Annotated in this window: 16 protein-coding genes and 1 pseudogene; 10 read left to right on the forward strand and 7 right to left on the reverse strand. The window is 59.5% G+C overall.

Annotated elements, in window-relative coordinates:
• Window positions 1–29: 29 nt before the first annotated feature.
• Complete coding sequence (gene rpoE / locus WLY71_RS11565; RefSeq protein WP_007944079.1) at window positions 30–611, reverse strand: RNA polymerase sigma factor RpoE/AlgU; 582 nt, start codon at window positions 609–611, stop codon at window positions 30–32.
• A 558-nt stretch (window positions 612–1169) separates the two neighbouring features.
• Between rpoE and nadB the strand changes: the two genes are divergently transcribed.
• Window positions 1170–2786, forward strand: coding sequence for an L-aspartate oxidase (gene nadB, locus WLY71_RS11570; RefSeq protein ID WP_283190144.1), 1617 nt, complete (start codon window positions 1170–1172; stop codon window positions 2784–2786).
• Here nadB and WLY71_RS11575 read toward each other — a convergent pair.
• Entirely contained in the window at window positions 2755–3207 is a 453-nt protein-coding gene (locus WLY71_RS11575; protein ID WP_347803643.1) for a protein YgfX, read from the reverse strand. The two genes, nadB and WLY71_RS11575, sit on opposite strands and share 32 nt — an antisense overlap.
• On the reverse strand, window positions 3191–3445 hold the full coding sequence (locus WLY71_RS11580) for an FAD assembly factor SdhE (protein WP_007944081.1): 255 nt from the start codon (window positions 3443–3445) through the stop codon (window positions 3191–3193). Before WLY71_RS11580 ends, WLY71_RS11575 begins: the two co-directional genes overlap by 17 nt.
• Window positions 3446–3594: 149 nt before the next feature.
• Here WLY71_RS11580 and ygfZ point away from each other — a divergent pair, with 149 nt between their 5' ends.
• Together ygfZ and WLY71_RS11590 are read left to right on the forward strand one after the other, a co-directional pair.
• Window positions 3595–4536: a CAF17-like 4Fe-4S cluster assembly/insertion protein YgfZ gene (gene ygfZ / locus WLY71_RS11585; protein WP_347803644.1), complete on the forward strand. Its 942-nt coding sequence runs from the start codon at window positions 3595–3597 to the stop codon at window positions 4534–4536.
• 34 nt (window positions 4537–4570) lie between these two features.
• Window positions 4571–5392, forward strand: coding sequence for an HDOD domain-containing protein (locus tag WLY71_RS11590; protein ID WP_347803645.1), 822 nt, complete (start codon window positions 4571–4573; stop codon window positions 5390–5392).
• Window positions 5393–5522: 130 nt separating this feature from the next.
• Here WLY71_RS11590 and WLY71_RS11595 read toward each other — a convergent pair whose 3' ends face one another.
• Both WLY71_RS11595 and WLY71_RS11600 read right to left on the reverse strand, forming a co-directional pair.
• Window positions 5523–6911 (reverse strand): sensor histidine kinase, encoded by a 1389-nt coding sequence (locus tag WLY71_RS11595; RefSeq protein WP_347803646.1) that lies wholly within the window; start codon window positions 6909–6911, stop codon window positions 5523–5525.
• On the reverse strand, window positions 6904–7575 hold the full coding sequence (locus tag WLY71_RS11600) for a response regulator (protein WP_008153060.1): 672 nt from the start codon (window positions 7573–7575) through the stop codon (window positions 6904–6906). The genes WLY71_RS11595 and WLY71_RS11600 overlap by 8 nt, the downstream gene beginning before the upstream one ends.
• A 234-nt stretch (window positions 7576–7809) precedes the next feature.
• Between WLY71_RS11600 and WLY71_RS11605 the strand changes: the two genes are divergently transcribed.
• The 5 genes from WLY71_RS11605 to WLY71_RS11625 all read left to right on the forward strand — a co-directional run bounded on the left by WLY71_RS11605 (window position 7810) and on the right by WLY71_RS11625 (window position 13232).
• Complete coding sequence (locus WLY71_RS11605; protein WP_347803647.1) at window positions 7810–9102, forward strand: OprD family porin; 1293 nt, start codon at window positions 7810–7812, stop codon at window positions 9100–9102.
• A gap of 85 nt (window positions 9103–9187) precedes the next feature.
• Window positions 9188–10165 (forward strand): Bug family tripartite tricarboxylate transporter substrate binding protein, encoded by a 978-nt coding sequence (locus tag WLY71_RS11610; protein WP_347803648.1) that lies wholly within the window; start codon window positions 9188–9190, stop codon window positions 10163–10165.
• A 59-nt stretch (window positions 10166–10224) separates the two neighbouring features.
• Window positions 10225–10683 carry a tripartite tricarboxylate transporter TctB family protein gene (locus WLY71_RS11615; RefSeq protein ID WP_347803649.1) on the forward strand — a complete coding sequence of 153 codons (459 nt, stop codon included), beginning with the start codon at window positions 10225–10227 and terminating at the stop codon, window positions 10681–10683.
• A 1-nt stretch (window position 10684) separates the two neighbouring features.
• Window positions 10685–12199 (forward strand): tripartite tricarboxylate transporter permease, encoded by a 1515-nt coding sequence (locus WLY71_RS11620; protein ID WP_347803650.1) that lies wholly within the window; start codon window positions 10685–10687, stop codon window positions 12197–12199.
• Window positions 12192–13232: an AbrB family transcriptional regulator gene (locus WLY71_RS11625; protein ID WP_347803651.1), complete on the forward strand. Its 1041-nt coding sequence runs from the start codon at window positions 12192–12194 to the stop codon at window positions 13230–13232. The genes WLY71_RS11620 and WLY71_RS11625 overlap by 8 nt, the downstream gene beginning before the upstream one ends.
• A 102-nt stretch (window positions 13233–13334) precedes the next feature.
• Here WLY71_RS11625 and ung read toward each other — a convergent pair whose 3' ends face one another.
• Window positions 13335–14027 (reverse strand): uracil-DNA glycosylase, encoded by a 693-nt coding sequence (gene ung / locus WLY71_RS11630; RefSeq protein ID WP_347803652.1) that lies wholly within the window; start codon window positions 14025–14027, stop codon window positions 13335–13337.
• Between the two features lie 132 nt (window positions 14028–14159).
• On the opposite strand from ung, the gene WLY71_RS11635 reads away from it, so the two are divergent.
• On the forward strand, window positions 14160–15263 hold the full coding sequence (locus tag WLY71_RS11635) for an enoyl-CoA hydratase/isomerase family protein (RefSeq protein WP_347803653.1): 1104 nt from the start codon (window positions 14160–14162) through the stop codon (window positions 15261–15263).
• 60 nt (window positions 15264–15323) lie between these two features.
• Here WLY71_RS11635 and WLY71_RS11640 read toward each other — a convergent pair whose 3' ends face one another.
• A complete protein-coding gene (locus WLY71_RS11640; protein WP_347803654.1) occupies window positions 15324–15782 on the reverse strand; it encodes a hypothetical protein in 459 nt (152 codons plus the stop codon).
• Between the two features lie 235 nt (window positions 15783–16017).
• Here WLY71_RS11640 and WLY71_RS11645 point away from each other — a divergent pair.
• Window positions 16018–17277, forward strand: a pseudogene (locus tag WLY71_RS11645) (sensor domain-containing diguanylate cyclase); the annotation flags it as partial.
• Window position 17278: the final 1 nt, after the last annotated feature.

A 17278-nucleotide genomic window follows, 5' to 3' on the forward strand; every position in this document is an offset into this window, starting at 1 on the left:
GCGTTCCTCTCTTGGCTGTCGCCGCTGCCTCAGTTTTCCTGCAACAACGGCTGCAGGGCTTTATCGATGGCTTCCCGAGCGCGGAAAATCCGGGAGCGCACGGTACCCACCGGACATTGCATGACGGCTGCAATGTCCTCGTAACTCAGACCATCGAATTCACGTAAAGTTAAAGCCGTACGCAAATCTTCTGGCAGTTGCTGAATGGTTCGATGGACGGTGCCTTCGATCTCATCCCGCAGCAATGCACGCTCTGGCGACTCGAGATCCTTCAGGCCATGATCGCCATCGTAGAACTCTGCATCCTCAGAACTGACATCGCTATCCGGCGGCCGACGGCCGCGTGAAACCAGATAGTTTTTCGCCGTGTTGATGGCGATGCGGTAAAGCCACGTATAAAACGCGCTGTCTCCGCGAAAATTTCCAAGTGCACGGTAGGCCTTGATAAAGGCTTCCTGCGCCACATCCTGGGCTTCATGGGTGTCGTGCACGAAACGCACGATCAACCCGAGAATTTTGTGCTGGTATTTCAGCACTAGCAGATCGAAAGCTCGCTTGTCGCCGCGCTGAACGCGTTCGACCAGCTGCTGATCCTCTTCCTGGGTTAGCATGAACACTCCTCGATAAGCTCGGAGGAGGCTTGCATAACTAAACAACCAGACTTGCAAACATAGACTCGGGCTTTTCGCAAAAGTTCTCCCCCTCCAAGCAAGTTTCCTGCGGGCTCTGATTTGGCACGCACGAAAAGCGCAGCGCGGGTCAACCCGGCTGCGCGAATAATCTTGTCATCGGATTCGCCGGCAAGGATCAAATCACAGATCCCGCGTTGAAGCCGACACTGTTCCTTGAATCAGGCAACGGTCTATTGATCTTGGGCCTTTGGCAAAAGTTCCATACATTTATAGCTGCGCAAGACCGACATTGTGCAACCGTGAATAGAAAAAGACTGTTAAATCGTTGATACAGTCGTCTTGTCGCCGAACCGGCCGAAAAACCATCCGACGAAGCGTCAGGTATTTTCCGTCACAGTAGTTTCACAATGCCATGCGTGCTCGCTATTGTGCCGCTCCCCCCCTCTATATACTAGTGGGCTGTGTGGCTGTCTTGACTCGCCGATCCAGGTGTCTTGCGCCAACCCCGACCCGGGTCGCTTTGAGCGGAATCCTGAAATGAGCCAACAGTTTCAACACGATGTTCTGGTAATTGGCAGCGGTGCTGCCGGCTTGAGCCTTGCGCTGACCTTGCCCGGTCATTTGCGCATCGCCGTACTGAGCAAAGGCGACCTCGCCAATGGCTCGACTTTCTGGGCCCAGGGTGGCGTCGCTGCCGTCCTGGATGACACCGACACCGTTGAATCACATGTCGATGACACCCTCAATGCTGGCGGCGGCCTGTGCCACGAAGACGCTGTGCGCTTTACCGTCGAGCACAGTAAAGAGGCGATTCAATGGCTGATCGACCAAGGCGTGCCCTTCACCCGCGATGAACAGTCCGGCACCGAAGATGGCGGATTCGAGTTCCACCTGACCCGCGAAGGCGGTCACAGCCATCGGCGCATCATCCATGCCGCCGATGCCACGGGCGCAGCGATTTTCAGAACCTTGCTCGACAAGGCCAGGCAACGACCGAACATCGAACTGCTGGAGCAGCGGGTCGCGGTCGACCTGATCACCGAAAAGCGCCTGGGCCTTGAAGGTGATCGTTGCCTCGGCGCCTACGTCCTCAATCGCGGGACCGGTGAAGTCGACACCTACGGCGCTCGCTTCGTGATCCTCGCATCGGGTGGCGCAGCAAAGGTCTATCTCTATACCAGCAACCCCGACGGCGCCTGCGGTGATGGCATTGCCATGGCCTGGCGTTCGGGCTGCCGGGTGGCGAATCTGGAATTCAACCAGTTCCACCCCACTTGCCTGTATCACCCGCAAGCCAAGAGTTTCCTGATCACCGAAGCCCTGCGCGGCGAAGGCGCACACCTGAAGCTGCCCAACGGCGAACGCTTCATGCAACGCTTCGACCCTCGCGCCGAGCTAGCCCCGCGCGACATCGTCGCCCGGGCCATCGACCATGAAATGAAGCGCCTGGGCGTCGATTGTGTCTATCTGGACATCAGCCACAAGCCGGAAGCGTTCATCAAGACTCACTTCCCGACGGTGTACGAACGCTGCCTCGAATTCTCCATCGACATCACCAAGCAACCGATTCCAGTGGTTCCGGCAGCGCACTACACCTGCGGCGGCGTGATGGTCGATCAGCAGGGTCGCACCGACGTGCCGGGACTATATGCCATTGGCGAAACCAGCTTCACCGGCCTGCACGGCGCCAACCGCATGGCCAGCAACTCGTTACTCGAATGTTTCGTTTACGCGCGTTCCGCGGCGGCGGACATTCTTGAGCAGCTGCCGCAGGTTTCGATTCCGATCGCCCTGCCCGTCTGGGATGCGAGCCAGGTCACCGACTCCGATGAGGACGTGATCATTGCGCACAACTGGGACGAACTGCGGCGATTCATGTGGGACTACGTCGGCATTGTGCGCACCAACAAGCGCTTGCAACGGGCACAGCACCGCGTGCGTCTGTTGCTGGATGAAATCGACGAGTTCTACAGCAACTACAAGGTCAGTCGGGATTTGATCGAACTGCGCAACCTGGCCCAAGTGGCCGAGCTGATGATCCAGTCAGCCATGGAACGCAAGGAGAGTCGCGGCCTGCATTACACCCTCGACTATCCGAACATGCTGCCGGTTGCCCTGGACACTATTCTGGTGCCGCCCACCTACGTCGACTGAACGTGAGCCGAACCCGCAGGCGCCGGTGCAGATCCGCCGCCTGCGAGTCACGGGGCACACAAATCGCCCTGACCCGTCGTTCGCCCCGCAGACGAAAACGCAGCACCACGAGCAAAGGTAGCGCCAGGCTGTCCGGTCGTAGCTGCACCGATTGCCAACCCTCCTCCTGATTCCACAACTGCCAGCCATCGGCATTGCGACGCAAGCCGCGAAATGCCCCTGGGTGTGTCAGCAGAATCTGTCGCGGCAACGCCCAAGCGCCGTGAGCCAGACAGCAAAAAGCGCCGAGCAGACAGGCCCAGACCGGAATAGTGAGAAGGCACAGCGAACCCAGCGCAAACAGCTGGGCCAGAAGATACGCCGCCAGCAACTGCCGTGAGGCATGCCAGCGGCATTCGAACGCATTACTTGGGCTGGACACGATCCAGAATCATGCGAACCATGCGCTGAAGCTCCGGATCTTCCGATTCGGCGCGTTCCATGAACCAGCCGAACATGTCCTGATCTTCGCATTCGAGCAGCTTGCGGTAGCAATCGCGGTCGACATCATTGAGGTGCGGATAGACCTCTTTCACGAACGGCACCAGCAACACGTCAAGCTCAAGCATGCCGCGGCGGCTGTGCCAGTAGAGGCGATTCAGTTCAACATCTTCGACCATGGAGCGCTCCTCAAATAGGCGGCAAGTATACAGCCCCAGGCGGAGTCGAACACTCGGCTTTGGTCGGCCGCCAACGATCCTTTGTGAACTACCCATTTCGAGAGCGCCCCCTTATGATGTCCCCCAGACTCTTTACCCTGCGATGACCCATGGCCGATTCTGCTTTTTTCTGCACCCTGTCTCACGAAGGCGTTCTCGCAGTACGCGGCGCGGATGCCGGCAAATTCCTGCAAGGCCAATTGACCTGCAACCTCAATTACCTGAGTGACACCCAGGCCAGCCTCGGCGCCCGCTGCACGCAGAAGGGCCGGATGCAGTCGAGTTTCCGCATCCTGCTGGAAGGTGACGGCGTTCTGATGGCCATGGCCACCGAGTTGCTGGAACCGCAACTGGCGGACCTGAAAAAGTACGCAGTGTTTTCCAAATCCAAACTGACCGATGAAAGCGCTGCCTGGGTCCGCTTCGGCATCGACCATGGCGATGCGGCACTGATCAGCCTCGGTCTTGAGCTGCCAGCTGACACCGACAGCGTCGTGGGCAATGACGGCTTGATCGCTATTCGCGTCTCGCCGGACCGCGCCGAACTCTGGGTCGCCGCTGACAAGGCCGACCTCATCAAGGGCAAGCTGTCCGCCGTATTGGCCGAAGGCGATCTGAATCAATGGCTGTTGGGCCAGATCCGCGCAGGGATCGGTCAGGTCATGCCGAGCACTCGCGAATTGTTCATCCCGCAGATGCTCAATCTGCAAGCCGTGGGTGGCGTGAGCTTCAAGAAAGGTTGCTACACCGGCCAGGAAATCGTCGCGCGCATGCAGTACCTGGGCAAACTCAAGCGCCGCATGTATCGCCTGAAACTGGATGCCAACGAGTTGCCTGAACCTGGCACACAATTGTTTTCCCCTACCCACGGCAGCTCTATCGGCGAAGTGGTGCTGGCCGCCAACGCCGGGCAAAACATTGAACTTCTGGCCGTGCTGCAAGCCGAAGCAGCGCAAGGGGGTAATATCCATCTGGGCGCGCTCGAAGGGCCTGCCCTGCACTTGCTCGACCTGCCTTACGAACTGGATCGCGATCGCGAAATCCAGCGTTAACAGCAGCATTTGTCGCAATACCTAGAGAAACGAAATGAGTGAGCTGGCGGAAAAGGTCCAACAGGATTTGGTTGAGGCCATCGATAACGATGACCTGGTTCTGCCAACGTTACCGGAAGTGGCCCTGCAGATTCGCAAGGCCGCTGAAGACCCGGAAATCAGTGTCAGCACCCTGAGCAAAGTGATCGGCCGCGATACCGCGCTGTCCGCGCGTCTGATCAAAGTGGTCAATAGCCCGCTGTTGCGCGCGACCCAGGAAGTCACTGACCTGCACACGGCAATCACTCGATTGGGCATCAATTACAGCAGCAACCTGGCCATCGGTCTGGTCATGGAACAGATTTTCCATGCCCGCTCCGAGGTGGTAGAACAGAAAATGCGCGATGTCTGGCGCAAAAGCCTGGAAATCGCCGGGATCAGCTATGCATTGTGCCGCAGATACACGCAACTCAAGCCCGATCAGGCAGCCCTTGGCGGACTGGTGCATCAGATCGGTGTGTTGCCGATCCTGACCTACGCCGAAGATCACTATGAACTGCTGTCTGACCCGGTCAGCCTCAACCATGTGATTGATCACATTCATCCACTGCTCGGCGACAAACTGCTCAGGGTCTGGGAGTTTCCGGAAATGCTGGTACAGGTGCCGGGGCTTTATCTGGACTTCAATCGACAGTCCGAGCGGGTCGATTATGTCGATCTGGTGCAGGTGGCCAGCCTGTATTGCCACAAGGACACCGACCATCCCCTCGCGCGCATCGACGCATTCAGTGTGCCGGCATTCAAAAAGCTGGGGATTGATCCGGAGAACGAGGCGATGTGCCGCGATCTGGAAGAGTCGCGGTCGATGTTCTATTAGTCGAGAGACCGTGTCGCACCCATCGCGAGCAAGCTCGCTCCCACAGGGAATCTTCGCTGCTGCATAGATCCAGTGTGGGAGCGAGCTTGCTCCGGGCGGCGTTCCGACGATGAGGCCATAACAAACACCATCACTCTCCCGCAATAAAACTCACCCGCACCTTCAACCCGGCCTGTTCGCCATCGTGCAGGCTGATTTGAGCCAGGTGTGCGCGGCAGATCTCACCGACAATCGCCAGCCCCAACCCCGAACCGGCCACCTGCTGGTTGCGCCGGTAAAAGCGCTCGAACACCCGATCGCGCTCTTCAAGAGGAATGCCGGGGCCGTCGTCCTCGACCTCCAACACGGCCGGTGCCGTGACCCGAAGAATGACGTTGCCACCCGACGGTGTATGGGCCAGCGCGTTATCCACCAGATTGCTCAACAGTTCGTTCAACAGCGTTGGCTCGCCGCGCAACCACACCGGTTCGTCCGCTTCCAGAGCCAGCGCCACACCGCGTGCGTGGGCGAGCGGTGCCATGGCCATGCCGAGTTCGCGAGCCAGCTGACTGAGGTCAAGCAACTGCGCACCGCCCTCGGCGATGGCCCGGGCACCATTTTCGACCCGTGCCAGCGAGAGCAATTGATTGGCAAGGTGGGTCAAACGATCCGTGCCTTGGGCGACGGTTTCCAACGTACTGCGCCAGGTTTCGGGTTCAGTCGAGCGCAAGCCCAGCTCCAGTCGTGCCTTGAGCGCCGCCAATGGAGTACGCAGCTCATGGGCGGCATCGGCGATGAACTGCGCCTGACGCTCGAACTGCCCGCGCAAGCGCTCGGTAAAGTGATTGAGCGCGCGCACCAGTGGCCATAATTCGTGCTGCACTTCCACCAACGGTAATGGCCGCAGATCGTCCGACTGACGTTCTTCCACCGCGGTGCGCAAGCGCTCCAGCGGACGCAACGCGGCGCTGACCGCAAACCACACCAGCAACAACGCACCCACCGCCAGCATGCCCAGACGCAACAAGGTGTCCGCCGCCAGGCTGCGGGCCATGCTGACCCGCGCCTCATCGGTTTCCGCCACGCGGATTTCCGCCATGCCGTTCATGTTCGGCTCGCTCACGGGTTTGAGCAGGCTCACCACGCGCACGTTCTGCCCCTGGTACTTGGCGTTATAGAAACGCGCCAGTGCCGGATAGTCATCGGTGCGCGGCGTTCCCGGCGGCGGTGGCGGAAGGTTTTCGTAACCGGAGATCAGCTTCTGATTGATGTCGTTGACCAGGTAAAAAATCCGACCTGCGCTGTCGTAGGCGAAGGTGTCGAGGGCAACGTACGGTACGTCGGCGCTCAGCGTGCCGTCACGCTGGGAGACGCCCGCAGCGATGGTCCTCGCAGAGGCCAGCAAGGTCCGGTCATAGGCGGTGTCGGCAGCTTCGCGACCGTTCCAGTAAGCGCTCAAACCACTGGCCAACATCAACACCACCAGCAACAACGCCAGATTCCACAGCAACCGCCAGCGCAGGCTGCTGGGCTTATGCATCGCGGCTTTCCAGCAAGTAGCCGAGACCGCGGAAGGTCACGATGACCACCGGTTGGCCGTCTAGCTTTTTGCGTAGGCGATGGACATAGATCTCGATGGCGTCGGGGCTCGCCTCTTCGTCCAGTCCGAATACTTGCGAGGCCAGTTGCTCCTTGCTCATCACCCGGCCAGGACGGGCGATCAGCGCTTCAAGAACAGCCTGTTCGCGGGAGGTCAGGGTCAGCAACTCTTCGCCGAGGGTGAAGCGTCGAGTGTCCAGGTCATAGGCCAGCACACCGCAGCGCTGCAGGCGTTCACCACCGAGCACACTGCGGCGCAGCAAGGCTTTGACCCGGGCTTCGAGTTCGGTCAGTTCGAAAGGTTTGGCCAGGTAATCGTCAGCGCCGAGGTTCAGGCCGTGGACCCGATCCTTGACGTCGCTGCGGGCGGTCAACATCAACACCGGCAGGTTCTTGCCCCGCGCCCGCAGGCGCGCCAGCACTTCGAAGCCATCCATGCGCGGCAGGCCGACGTCGAGAATCGCCATGGCGTATTCCTCGCTGCTCAACGCCAGGTCCGCCGCTACGCCGTCGTGCAGCACATCCACGGTCAACCCGGTGCTCTTGAGCGCCTGGGCGACACTTTCGGCGAGCTGCAGATGGTCTTCGACGAGCAGAACACGCATGGATCTTTACCTCATTCAGGGATGGTCGACGCCATTCTTTGGCGCGGAGTTTACAGCCGCAACCGCCGCTGTGAAGCCCGAGAACCGTGAAAGTCTTCTGAAAGGTTAGCGAAAGGTTGGCCCGTTAGAGTCCAGCCACGGACAGTTTCGACTGCCCGTCGCTACCGCACATAGCGTACGAAAAACGCCTCGAAGCGTTTTCGCCAATAAGAACAATAAACGGAGTACTTCAAGATGCTGTCCATGCAGCTACAGGCTTGCCCGCCTGCTCGCTTTTCCCGCCTCAGCCACACCGCCCTTGCCAGTGCCGCCGCCCTCGCCGGCTTTTCGCCGTTGAGCCAGGCTGCCTTCTTCGAAGACAGTACGGCAACCCTCGAAACCCGCAACATGTATTTCAACCGCGACTTTCGCGACGGTACCAGCGCCCAGCAATCCAAGCGGGACGAATGGGCCCAGGGCTTCATGCTCAATCTGCAATCGGGCTACACCGACGGCGCCGTGGGGTTCGGTGTCGATGCGCTGGGCATGCTGGGGGTCAAACTCGATTCGAGTCCCGACCGCACCGGCACCGGCCTGCTGCCAACCCATGACGACGGCCGCGCGGCCGATGAGTACTCCAAGCTTGGCCTGACCGGCAAAGTGAAAATCTCCGCCACGGAACTTAAAATCGGCAGCCTGATTCCGGAACTGCCGATCCTCAAGCCCAACGACGGGCGCATCCTGCCGCAGACCTTCGAAGGCGGCCTGCTGACCTCCAAAGAGATCAAGAACCTGACCTTCACCGGCGGGCGTCTGGAGAAAGCCAAGGACCGCGACAGCACCGACTTCGAGGACATCGCCCTCAACAACAAGAACAGCCGCTTCGCTGGCACCGCAACCGGCAAGCATTTCGACTTTGGCGGCGTGGACTACAAGTTCACCGACAAAATCACCGGCAGCTACCACTTCGCGCAACTTGATGAAGTCTACAACCAGCACTTCCTCGGTGTTGTCGCTTCGCAACCGTTCGGCCCCGGCACTTTCGGCACCGATCTGCGCCTGGCCATCAGTGATGACCAGGGCGCGGCCCGTGGCGGCAAGATCGACAACAAATCCCTCAACGGCTTGGTGAGCTACGCCTTGAGCGGGCATAAATTCAGCGCCGGCTATCAGCACATGTCCGGGGACAGCGCGTTCCCTTATGTCGATGGCAGTGACCCGTACCTGGTCAACTTCGTTCAGATCAACGACTTTGCCGGTGCCGAAGAACGTTCCTGGCAGGCACGTTACGACTTTGACTTCGCCAGGCTTGGGGTTCCCGGCCTGAGTTTCATGAGCCGTTACCTGAGCGGTGACAACATCAAGCTCAAGAACGGTGACGAAGGCAAAGAGTGGGAACGCAACACCGAAATCAAATACGTCGTACAAAGTGGCGCGCTCAAGGATGTAGCCGTGCGCCTGCGTAATGCCACTTACCGTTCCAACTACTCCGCTCGCGATGCCGATGAAGTGCGTCTGCTGGTGAGCTATAGCGTTGCCCTTTGGTAATTGATTGAACCGCCGAAGCCAAAAAGATCGCAGCCTTCGGCAGCTCCTACATATCCATACAACAAAAAAATCTGTGGAGAACCCAATGAATTTGTCACTGCGTAAGTTTGCTCTCACCGCTAGCGCCCTGCTGTTCGCCGGCCAATTGCTCGCCGAACCCAAACGCCCGGAATGCATCGCCCCGGCCTCGCCCGGCGGCGGTTTCGACCTGACCTGCAAACTGGCGCAAAGCGCGCTGGTGAACCAGAAACTGCTGACCAAACCGATGCGCGTGACCTACATGCCCGGCGGTGTCGGCGCGGTGGCGTACAACGCGGTGGTCGCTCAGCGTCCAGCCGACGCTGGCACGTTGGTAGCGTGGTCCAGCGGTTCGCTGTTGAACCTGGCCCAAGGCAAGTTCGGCCGTTTTGATGAAAACGCCGTGCGCTGGCTGGCGGCGGTTGGAACAAGCTATGGCGCCATCGCGGTGAAAAGCGATTCGCCTTACAAGACCCTGGACGATCTGGTTCAGGCGTTGAAGAAAGATCCGAGCAAAGTGGTAATCGGCTCCGGCGGCACCGTCGGCAGCCAGGACTGGATGCAAACCGCGCTGATCGCCAAGGCTGCCGGGATCAACCCGCGCGACCTGCGTTACGTCGCCCTCGAAGGCGGCGGTGAAATCGCCACCGCCCTGCTCGGCGGCCACATCCAGGTCGGCAGCACCGACATCTCCGACTCCATGCCGCACATCCAGAGCGGCGACATGCGCCTGCTGGCCGTGTTCTCCGAGAAGCGACTGGACGAGCCGGAAATGAAAGACATTCCGACCGCCAAAGAGCAAGGCTACGACATCGTCTGGCCGGTGGTTCGCGGCTTCTACCTCGGGCCAAAGGTTAGCGACGAAGACTACGCCTGGTGGAAAGACGCCTTCGACAAGCTGCTGGCGTCCGAGGAGTTCGCCAAGCTGCGCGATCAACGTGAGCTCTTCCCGTTCGCCATGACCGGCCCGGAGCTGGACACCTACGTGAAGAAGCAGGTGGCGGACTACAAAGTGCTGGCCAAAGAGTTCGGCCTGATTCAGTGATCGCCTCTGTCTAGCGGCTGCGGCCCCCGTTCTGCGGGGCCGCGGCACAGGAGTTTCCCATGCTCTTACAACGCATTTTTGCTTCGATGCTGTTGGTGGCCTGTCTCAGCCTGGTGCTGATGGCCTGGCCCTACCAGGCACCTTTTTCCTACGAACCGATCGGACCACGGGCCTTCCCCCTGTTGATGCTGGGGCTGATGGGTTTGGGGTTGGTTTACATGGTGTATCGCCCCTCGCCGATCAAACACACCGATGATGATCCGCCGATGGATCGCGAAACCCTGAACAAAATCGGCCTTTGCGTGTTGTTGTTGCTGATCTTTGCCGGGCTGTTCGAACCACTGGGTTTCATCCTCAGCAGCATGCTGATTGGCATTCCGATGGCGCGCCTGTACGGCGGACGCTGGTTGCCGAGCGCGGTGATCATCAGCCTGATGAGTATCGGTCTGTACCTGCTGTTCGACAAAGTCATGGACGTGCCACTGCCTCTGGGCCTGCTCGACGTTCTGGAGAACTGATATGGATACGCTTGGTTATTTGAGTCACGGCTTCGGCGTCGCATTGACCCCTTACAACCTGGTGACCGCACTCAGCGGCACGCTGATCGGCACCGTCGTCGGCCTGCTCCCCGGCCTGGGTCCGATCAACGGCGTGGCGTTGCTGATCCCGATCGCCTTCGCCCTCGGCCTGCCACCGGAGTCGGCGTTGATCCTGCTGGCCGCGGTTTATCTGGGTTGCGAGTACGGCGGCCGGATCAGTTCGATTCTGCTGAACATTCCGGGCGAAGCCTCCACCGTGATGACCACCCTCGACGGCTACCCGATGGCCCGTCAAGGGATGGCTGGGGTTGCGTTATCGCTATCGGCGTGGAGTTCGTTCATCGGCGCTTTCATTGCGACTTGCGGGATGGTGGTGTTCGCGCCGATTCTGGCGAAATGGGCGATTGCCTTCGGTCCGGCGGAATATTTCGTACTGATGGTGTTCGCGATTGTCTGCCTCGGCGGCATGGCGGGTGATCGACCGCTCAAGACGTTTATTGCGGCGCTGATCGGTCTGTTCCTGTCGACGGTCGGCATTGATGCCAACAGTGGTGTCTACCGCTTCACCGGTGACAACATCCACCTCACCGATGGCATTCAGTTCGTGGTGCTGGTGCTGGGTCTGTTCTCGATCAGTGAAATCCTCTTGCTGCTGGAAAAAACCCACCGTGGCCAGGAAGCGTTCCAGGCCACCGGTCGCATGATGTTCAACTTCAAGGAGGCCGCGTCGGTGTTCTGGGTGAACATGCGTTGCGGGGTGCTCGGGTTCATCATGGGCGTATTGCCCGGTGCCGGCGCGACACTGGCCAGCGCCGTGGCTTACATGACCGAGAAACGTATCGCGGGTCCAAGCGGAAAATTCGGACAAGGCGATAAGCGTGGTCTGGCCGCTCCGGAAACCGCCATCGGCGCTGAAGCCTGCGGCGCTCTGGTGCCAATGCTGACGCTGGGTGTTCCGGGTTCGGGCACGACGGCGGTGATGATCGGCGCACTGTCGCTGTACAACATCACCCCCGGTCCACTGCTTTTTCAACAGCAACCGGACATCGTCTGGGGCCTGATCGCTTCGTTGTTTGTCGCCAACATCATGCTGGTGATCCTCAACATTCCAATGATCCGCATCTTCACCCGCATCCTCGCCGTGCCGAACTGGGCGCTGGTGCCGATGATCGCGATCATTACCGCCATCGGCGTTTTCGCGGTGCATGCCACCACCTTCGACCTGTTCCTGATGATCGGCATCGGCATCTTCGGCTACATTTTGCGTAAGCTGGATTTTCCGTTGTCGCCAGTGTTACTGGGCTTCATCCTCGGAGGCTTGATGGAACAGAACCTGCGCCGAGCCTTGTCGATCTCCAACGGCTCACTGGAGATTCTCTGGTCGAGCGGGATCACCATGGGTGTCTGGGCGTTGATCGTCGTGATGCTGCTGGTGCCGATCCTGCGGATCTGGCGCAAACGTTCGGTCGCCCGGCGCGTTATCGCCGATGTCTGATCGAACACCCTTCAAAGCCTGGTGGGGAACTCCGCTGGTCGGTCTGCTGGGCGGTTACCTGGCCAGCCAGATCGGCTGGCCACTGCCGTGGATGGTCGGCTCGTTGCTGGCGATCATCCTGGTGCGTTGCCTGACCCCCTGGCAATTGGCGGAAATCCCTGGCGGCCGCAAGTGCGGCCAGTGGATTGTCGGTATCGGGATCGGCCTGCACTTCACCCCGGTGGTGATGGAGCAGGTCCTGAGCCACTTCGGTTTGATCTTCTTCGGTGCGTTGGTCACCAGCCTGTCGGCCGTGGTCGGGGTCTGGTTGATGCGGCGCACCGGTGAAGATCGCGCCACCGCGTTCTTTTCCAGCATGCCCGGCGGCTCCGGGGAGATGGTCAACCTCGGCGCGCGTAACGGCGCTGTGCTCAGTCGTGTTGCGGCGGGGCAAAGTCTGCGGGTGTTGGTGGTGGTGCTGTGTGTGCCGGCGGCGTTCAAGTATTTGTTGGGTGACGGCGCGCCGTTGTCCCATGCCACTTCCGTTGACTGGCGCTGGCTGGCGATTCTGTTCCCGGCGGGCGCCCTGCTTGCTTGGGGTTGGCAGCGGTTGCGTCAACCCAATCCGTGGCTGTTCGGGCCGTTGCTGGTGAGTGCGGCGGTGAGCATTGGCTGGGATCTGCACATCAGTTTGCCCAACGGCGGCAGCCAGATCGGCCAATGGATGATTGGCAGCGGGTTGGGGTGTCACTTCAATCGGCAGTTTTTCCGGCGTGCGCCTTCTTTTATGGGACGGACCTTGATCGGCACGGTGCTGACCATGTTGATCGCCACGTTGGCGGCATTGGGGTTGAGTGCGCTGACGCATTTGGATTTGCGTTCGCTGACGTTAGGCATGATGCCCGGCGGGATTGCGGAGATGAGCCTGACGGCGGAGACATTGCAATTGTCCGTACCGCTGGTGACGGCAATGCAGGTGATGCGGCTGTTGTTTGTGTTGTTTCTGGCGGAGCCGTTGTTCAAGTATTGGAATCGGCAGCCGGATTCTGTCTGAAAGACTGAGTCGCCCCCTTCGCGAGCAGGCTCGCTCCCACAGGGTTCGCGTGATCCTTGTGGGAGCGAGCCTGCTCGCGAAGGGGCCAACTCGGTCAACGCATCAAACTGGCGGCAACCGCCACTCAATCGGCGTCTCGCCATTCTGCTCAAGAAACTTATTGGTTCGACTGAAGTGCCCGCACCCGAGAAAGCCACGATAAGCGGACAGCGGCGACGGATGCACCGAGGTCAGCACCAGATGCTTGGTGGCATCGATCAGTTTCTGCTTGCTCTGGGCATGCGCGCCCCAAAGCAGGAACACCAGATGTGACTGGTGTTCGCTGACCACTTCGATAATCCGATCGGTAAAGTGTTGCCAGCCTTTGCCCGCATGGGCGGTGGCGGTGGCGCGTTCCACGGTCATGGTGGTGTTGATCATCAGCACGCCCTGGTCAGCCCAGCTTTGCAGGCAGCCGTGGGTCGGGATGTCGATGTTCAGATCGCGTTTCAACTCTTTATAGATGTTCACCAGCGACGGCGGCGCCGGTACGCCCGGTTGCACCGAAAAGCACAAGCCGTGGGCCTGTCCCGGACCGTGGTACGGGTCCTGGCCGAGGATGACGACTTTGACTTTATCCAGCGGCGTCGAATTGAGCGCGTTGAAAATCATCGGTCCTGGAGGGTAAATTTCCTTGCCGGCCGCGCGCTCCTCTTGCAGGAAGTTACGCAACTCTGCCATGTAGGGCTGGTCGAATTCGGCACGCAGTGCCTCCTTCCAGCTCGGTTCGAGTTTGATACGGTCGTCAGCAGTCATGGTTACATCCGGCAAAAACAATGGGGCGAACCCTAGGAAAGCCCATCACGCTTGTCAATTGCTCTGACGCAGATCCGGCACTTTCCTGTACAGCGATCATACTGAACGCTCAAATTCCCGATCGAGGTCACGATGAATCTGCACTTCGAAGAACTCACTGGCACCGACGGCGCACGCATCGGAGTCGCCAGCCTGGATGCCGAAAAGTCCCTCAATGCCCTGTCCTTGCCGATGATCAACGCCTTGCGCGATCAACTGGACGTCTGGGCCAAAGAACCGCAAATCGTCTGCGTCGTGTTGCGCGGCAACGGTGCCAAAGCCTTTTGCGCCGGTGGCGAAGTACGCAGCTTGGTGGAAGCCTGTCGCGCCCATCCCGGCGAAGTGCCGCCGCTGGCCGCGCATTTCTTTGCGGCGGAATATCGCCTGGACTTCAATCTGCATACTTACCCCAAACCGCTGATCTGCTGGGGGCATGGCTATGTGCTCGGCGGCGGCATGGGACTGCTGCAAGGGGCGAGCATCCGGATTGTCACGCCGAGCAGCCGCCTGGCGATGCCGGAGATCAGTATCGGTTTGTACCCGGATGTCGGGGCCAGTTGGTTTCTGTCCCGCCTGCCCGGCAAGCTCGGATTGTTTCTCGGCCTGACCGGCGCCCATATGAACGGTCGCGATGCGATCGATCTGGACCTGGCCGACCGTTTCCTGCTCGATGAACAGCAGGAAGAGCTGATGGAAGGCCTGCTGCAGTTGAACTGGCAGGAACAGACGCCGATGCAGCTCAACAGCCTGCTCAAGGCGTTGCAGCAGGAAGCGATCGCGCAAATGCCTGAAGCCCAGTGGCTACCGAGACGGCAGCAGATCGATGAGCTGCTGGATGTCAGTGACGTGCGCTGCGCCTGGAAGGCCATCAGCCAGTTGCGCGACAACACGGATCTGCTGCTCAGCCGTGCCGCGAAAACCATGAGCGAAGGCTCGCCCCTGACCGCTCATCTGGTGTGGGAACAGATTGCCCGCGCCCGGCACATGTCGCTGGCGCAAGTCTTTCAGATGGAATACACCATGAGCCTCAACTGCTGCCGTCATCCTGAGTTCAGCGAAGGCGTGCGTGCACGGTTGATCGACAAGGATCAAAAACCGCATTGGCACTGGCCAGACATCAATAATCTGCCGGATGCAGTGGTAGACGCGCATTTCCACAAGGCCTGGGAAGGCCGGCATCCTCTGGCCGATCTGTAGGAATACTGAAATCCGGGCATAAAAAAAGCGGCGCTTCATGCGCCGCTTTTTCATGAGTGTTTAACGGTGGCCGCCTCGGCCATCGTGATCGCCGCGACCGTTGTGGTCGCCCCTTCCGCCACGGTTGTCGCGTCCACCATGGCCGCCGCGATAGTCGTTGTTTCTACCGCGGTTACGGCCGTCCCAACTGCCACGGTTATGGCCATCCCAGCCGCGATTCTGATGAGCCCGGTAATCGGCTCGTGGCGACGACTGGTAATAGCGTGGTGCCGGTTGATAAACCCGCGGCTGATGGTAATACCGCGGCGTTGGCTGGTAATACCGCGCTGGCGGGGCGTAGTACCGGCGTGGTTGCGTGTAATAACCGCCGCCACCTGAGTAGTAAGGCCCGCCACCGGAATAATAGGCTGGCGAGGTATAGACCTCGGAACTGTAGTAGCTGGCTCCTCCATCGGAATAAGGCACGCATGCACCAAGTGACAATCCCAATACAGCAATCAGAAGAATTCGCAGATACATGGCGGCCTCCTGGACCGCGAGTGAGCCACACCAGCGACGCTGGTAGGCGACAGTCAATTATTCGGTGACTGTCGAAAGATCAGACATCGTTTTCCAAATCTGGTGCGTTCCCGAAACAGATTGAAACAAGTCACCGATGAAAGGTTTTTCATCCATTCACCCGCTGATTAGTGGTGACCACCACGATATCCACCTCCGTAATAACGTGGCGAATGTCCGCTCCAACAGTAGTAACGATAGCCGCCTGCGTGACTGGGTGGTAAACGGCGAGCAAGATCCCGAAAAAATGACCCGCTACCTCAACGAGGTCATGACCCACTACGGCGCCTACACCGCATTTTTCGTCTCCAACACCAGCCTCACCTACTACCACGCCAAGGGCGTACTCAAACAGGTCAAAGTCACTGAACCCCGCGATGCGTGGTATTTCCGCGTACGAGACATGGCCGATCCCTACGAGATCAATGTCGACCCGGACCTTGCCAACAAGGACAACCTGACCTTCTTCATCAACTACAAGGTCTACGACTACAACAACCGTTTCATCGGCGCGGCCGGCGTCGGTCTGACGGTGGATGCGGTGATCAAGCTGATCGACAAGTATCAGCAGCGCTATCAACGCAGCGTGTTTTTTGTCGACAACTTCGGGCGCCTGGTACTGACGGGCGCCGAGGGTGGCCCAGAAGGCGCGCGGATCGGGCGGACCCTCGGCGAGCTCGACAGCATGAAGGACCTGGTCAGCCAACTGCCCAAACCTCACAGCGGTAGCTACGAATATTCCGTCCGGGGCCAGGGACATTTCCTCAATGTGCGTTTCATTCCGGAGCTGAACTGGTACTTGTTCGTCGACAAACGCGAAGACGGCGCCCTCAGTGAAATCCGCCAATCGCTGTACCTCAACCTCTTGATCTGCCTGATCGTCATGCTGATCGTGCTGATCCTGCTCAACCGGGTGATCAAGCGCTACCAGGGCAAGATCCAGGCCCAGGCGATCCTCGCCAGCCTGACCCAGTTGCCGAACCGCCGCGGTTTCGACCTGTTGGCGGCGCAAGCCATGCACGAAGCCCAGCGCGAGCCCAAACCGCTGACCGCGTTGCTGCTGGATCTGGACCATTTCAAGGTCTTGAACGACACCTACGGTCACCTTGCCGGCGATCAGGTGCTGATCGGCTTTGCACGGGGTCTGCAGAGTTGCCTGCGGCACTCCGACATTGTCTGCCGCTGGGGCGGTGAAGAATTCATCGTGCTACTCAAGGACACTGACGGTGAGACCGGTCTGATGATCGCCGAGAAAATTCGTCAGCATGTCGAGCAACAGCGTTATGCCTACGACGATAAGGCCTTGCAGCTGACCGTCAGCATCGGCCTGACCACCCTGCAGACCGATGACACCTTGCACACGCTGCTCTCGAGGGCTGATCATGCGATGTACCGGGCCAAGCAAGCCGGCCGTAACCGCACCTGCGTGGAAATGCTTCACTCCAGTTATGAATAAC

This window comes from Pseudomonas rossensis (assembly GCF_039888995.1).
GTDB classification, from domain to species: Bacteria; Pseudomonadota; Gammaproteobacteria; order Pseudomonadales; family Pseudomonadaceae; genus Aquipseudomonas; species Aquipseudomonas rossensis.

What these genes read in the sequence shown, in the direction of transcription:
- WLY71_RS11615 (WP_347803649.1), top strand. Translation starts at nt 10,225, where the DNA reads ATGCTCTTACAACGCATTTTTGCTTCGATGCTGTTGGTGGCCTGTCTC.
- WLY71_RS11625 (WP_347803651.1), top strand. Translation starts at nt 12,192, where the DNA reads ATGTCTGATCGAACACCCTTCAAAGCCTGGTGGGGAACTCCGCTGGTC.
- WLY71_RS11605 (WP_347803647.1), top strand. Translation starts at nt 7,810, where the DNA reads ATGCTGTCCATGCAGCTACAGGCTTGCCCGCCTGCTCGCTTTTCCCGC.
- WLY71_RS11610 (WP_347803648.1), top strand. Translation starts at nt 9,188, where the DNA reads ATGAATTTGTCACTGCGTAAGTTTGCTCTCACCGCTAGCGCCCTGCTG.
- ygfZ (WP_347803644.1), top strand. Translation starts at nt 3,595, where the DNA reads ATGGCCGATTCTGCTTTTTTCTGCACCCTGTCTCACGAAGGCGTTCTC.
- WLY71_RS11635 (WP_347803653.1), top strand. Translation starts at nt 14,160, where the DNA reads ATGAATCTGCACTTCGAAGAACTCACTGGCACCGACGGCGCACGCATC.
- nadB (WP_283190144.1), top strand. Translation starts at nt 1,170, where the DNA reads ATGAGCCAACAGTTTCAACACGATGTTCTGGTAATTGGCAGCGGTGCT.
- WLY71_RS11640 (WP_347803654.1), bottom strand. Translation starts at nt 15,782, where the DNA reads ATGTATCTGCGAATTCTTCTGATTGCTGTATTGGGATTGTCACTTGGT.
- WLY71_RS11580 (WP_007944081.1), bottom strand. Translation starts at nt 3,445, where the DNA reads ATGGTCGAAGATGTTGAACTGAATCGCCTCTACTGGCACAGCCGCCGC.
- WLY71_RS11590 (WP_347803645.1), top strand. Translation starts at nt 4,571, where the DNA reads ATGAGTGAGCTGGCGGAAAAGGTCCAACAGGATTTGGTTGAGGCCATC.
- rpoE (WP_007944079.1), bottom strand. Translation starts at nt 611, where the DNA reads ATGCTAACCCAGGAAGAGGATCAGCAGCTGGTCGAACGCGTTCAGCGC.
- ung (WP_347803652.1), bottom strand. Translation starts at nt 14,027, where the DNA reads ATGACTGCTGACGACCGTATCAAACTCGAACCGAGCTGGAAGGAGGCA.
- WLY71_RS11600 (WP_008153060.1), bottom strand. Translation starts at nt 7,575, where the DNA reads ATGCGTGTTCTGCTCGTCGAAGACCATCTGCAGCTCGCCGAAAGTGTC.
- WLY71_RS11595 (WP_347803646.1), bottom strand. Translation starts at nt 6,911, where the DNA reads ATGCATAAGCCCAGCAGCCTGCGCTGGCGGTTGCTGTGGAATCTGGCG.
- WLY71_RS11620 (WP_347803650.1), top strand. Translation starts at nt 10,685, where the DNA reads ATGGATACGCTTGGTTATTTGAGTCACGGCTTCGGCGTCGCATTGACC.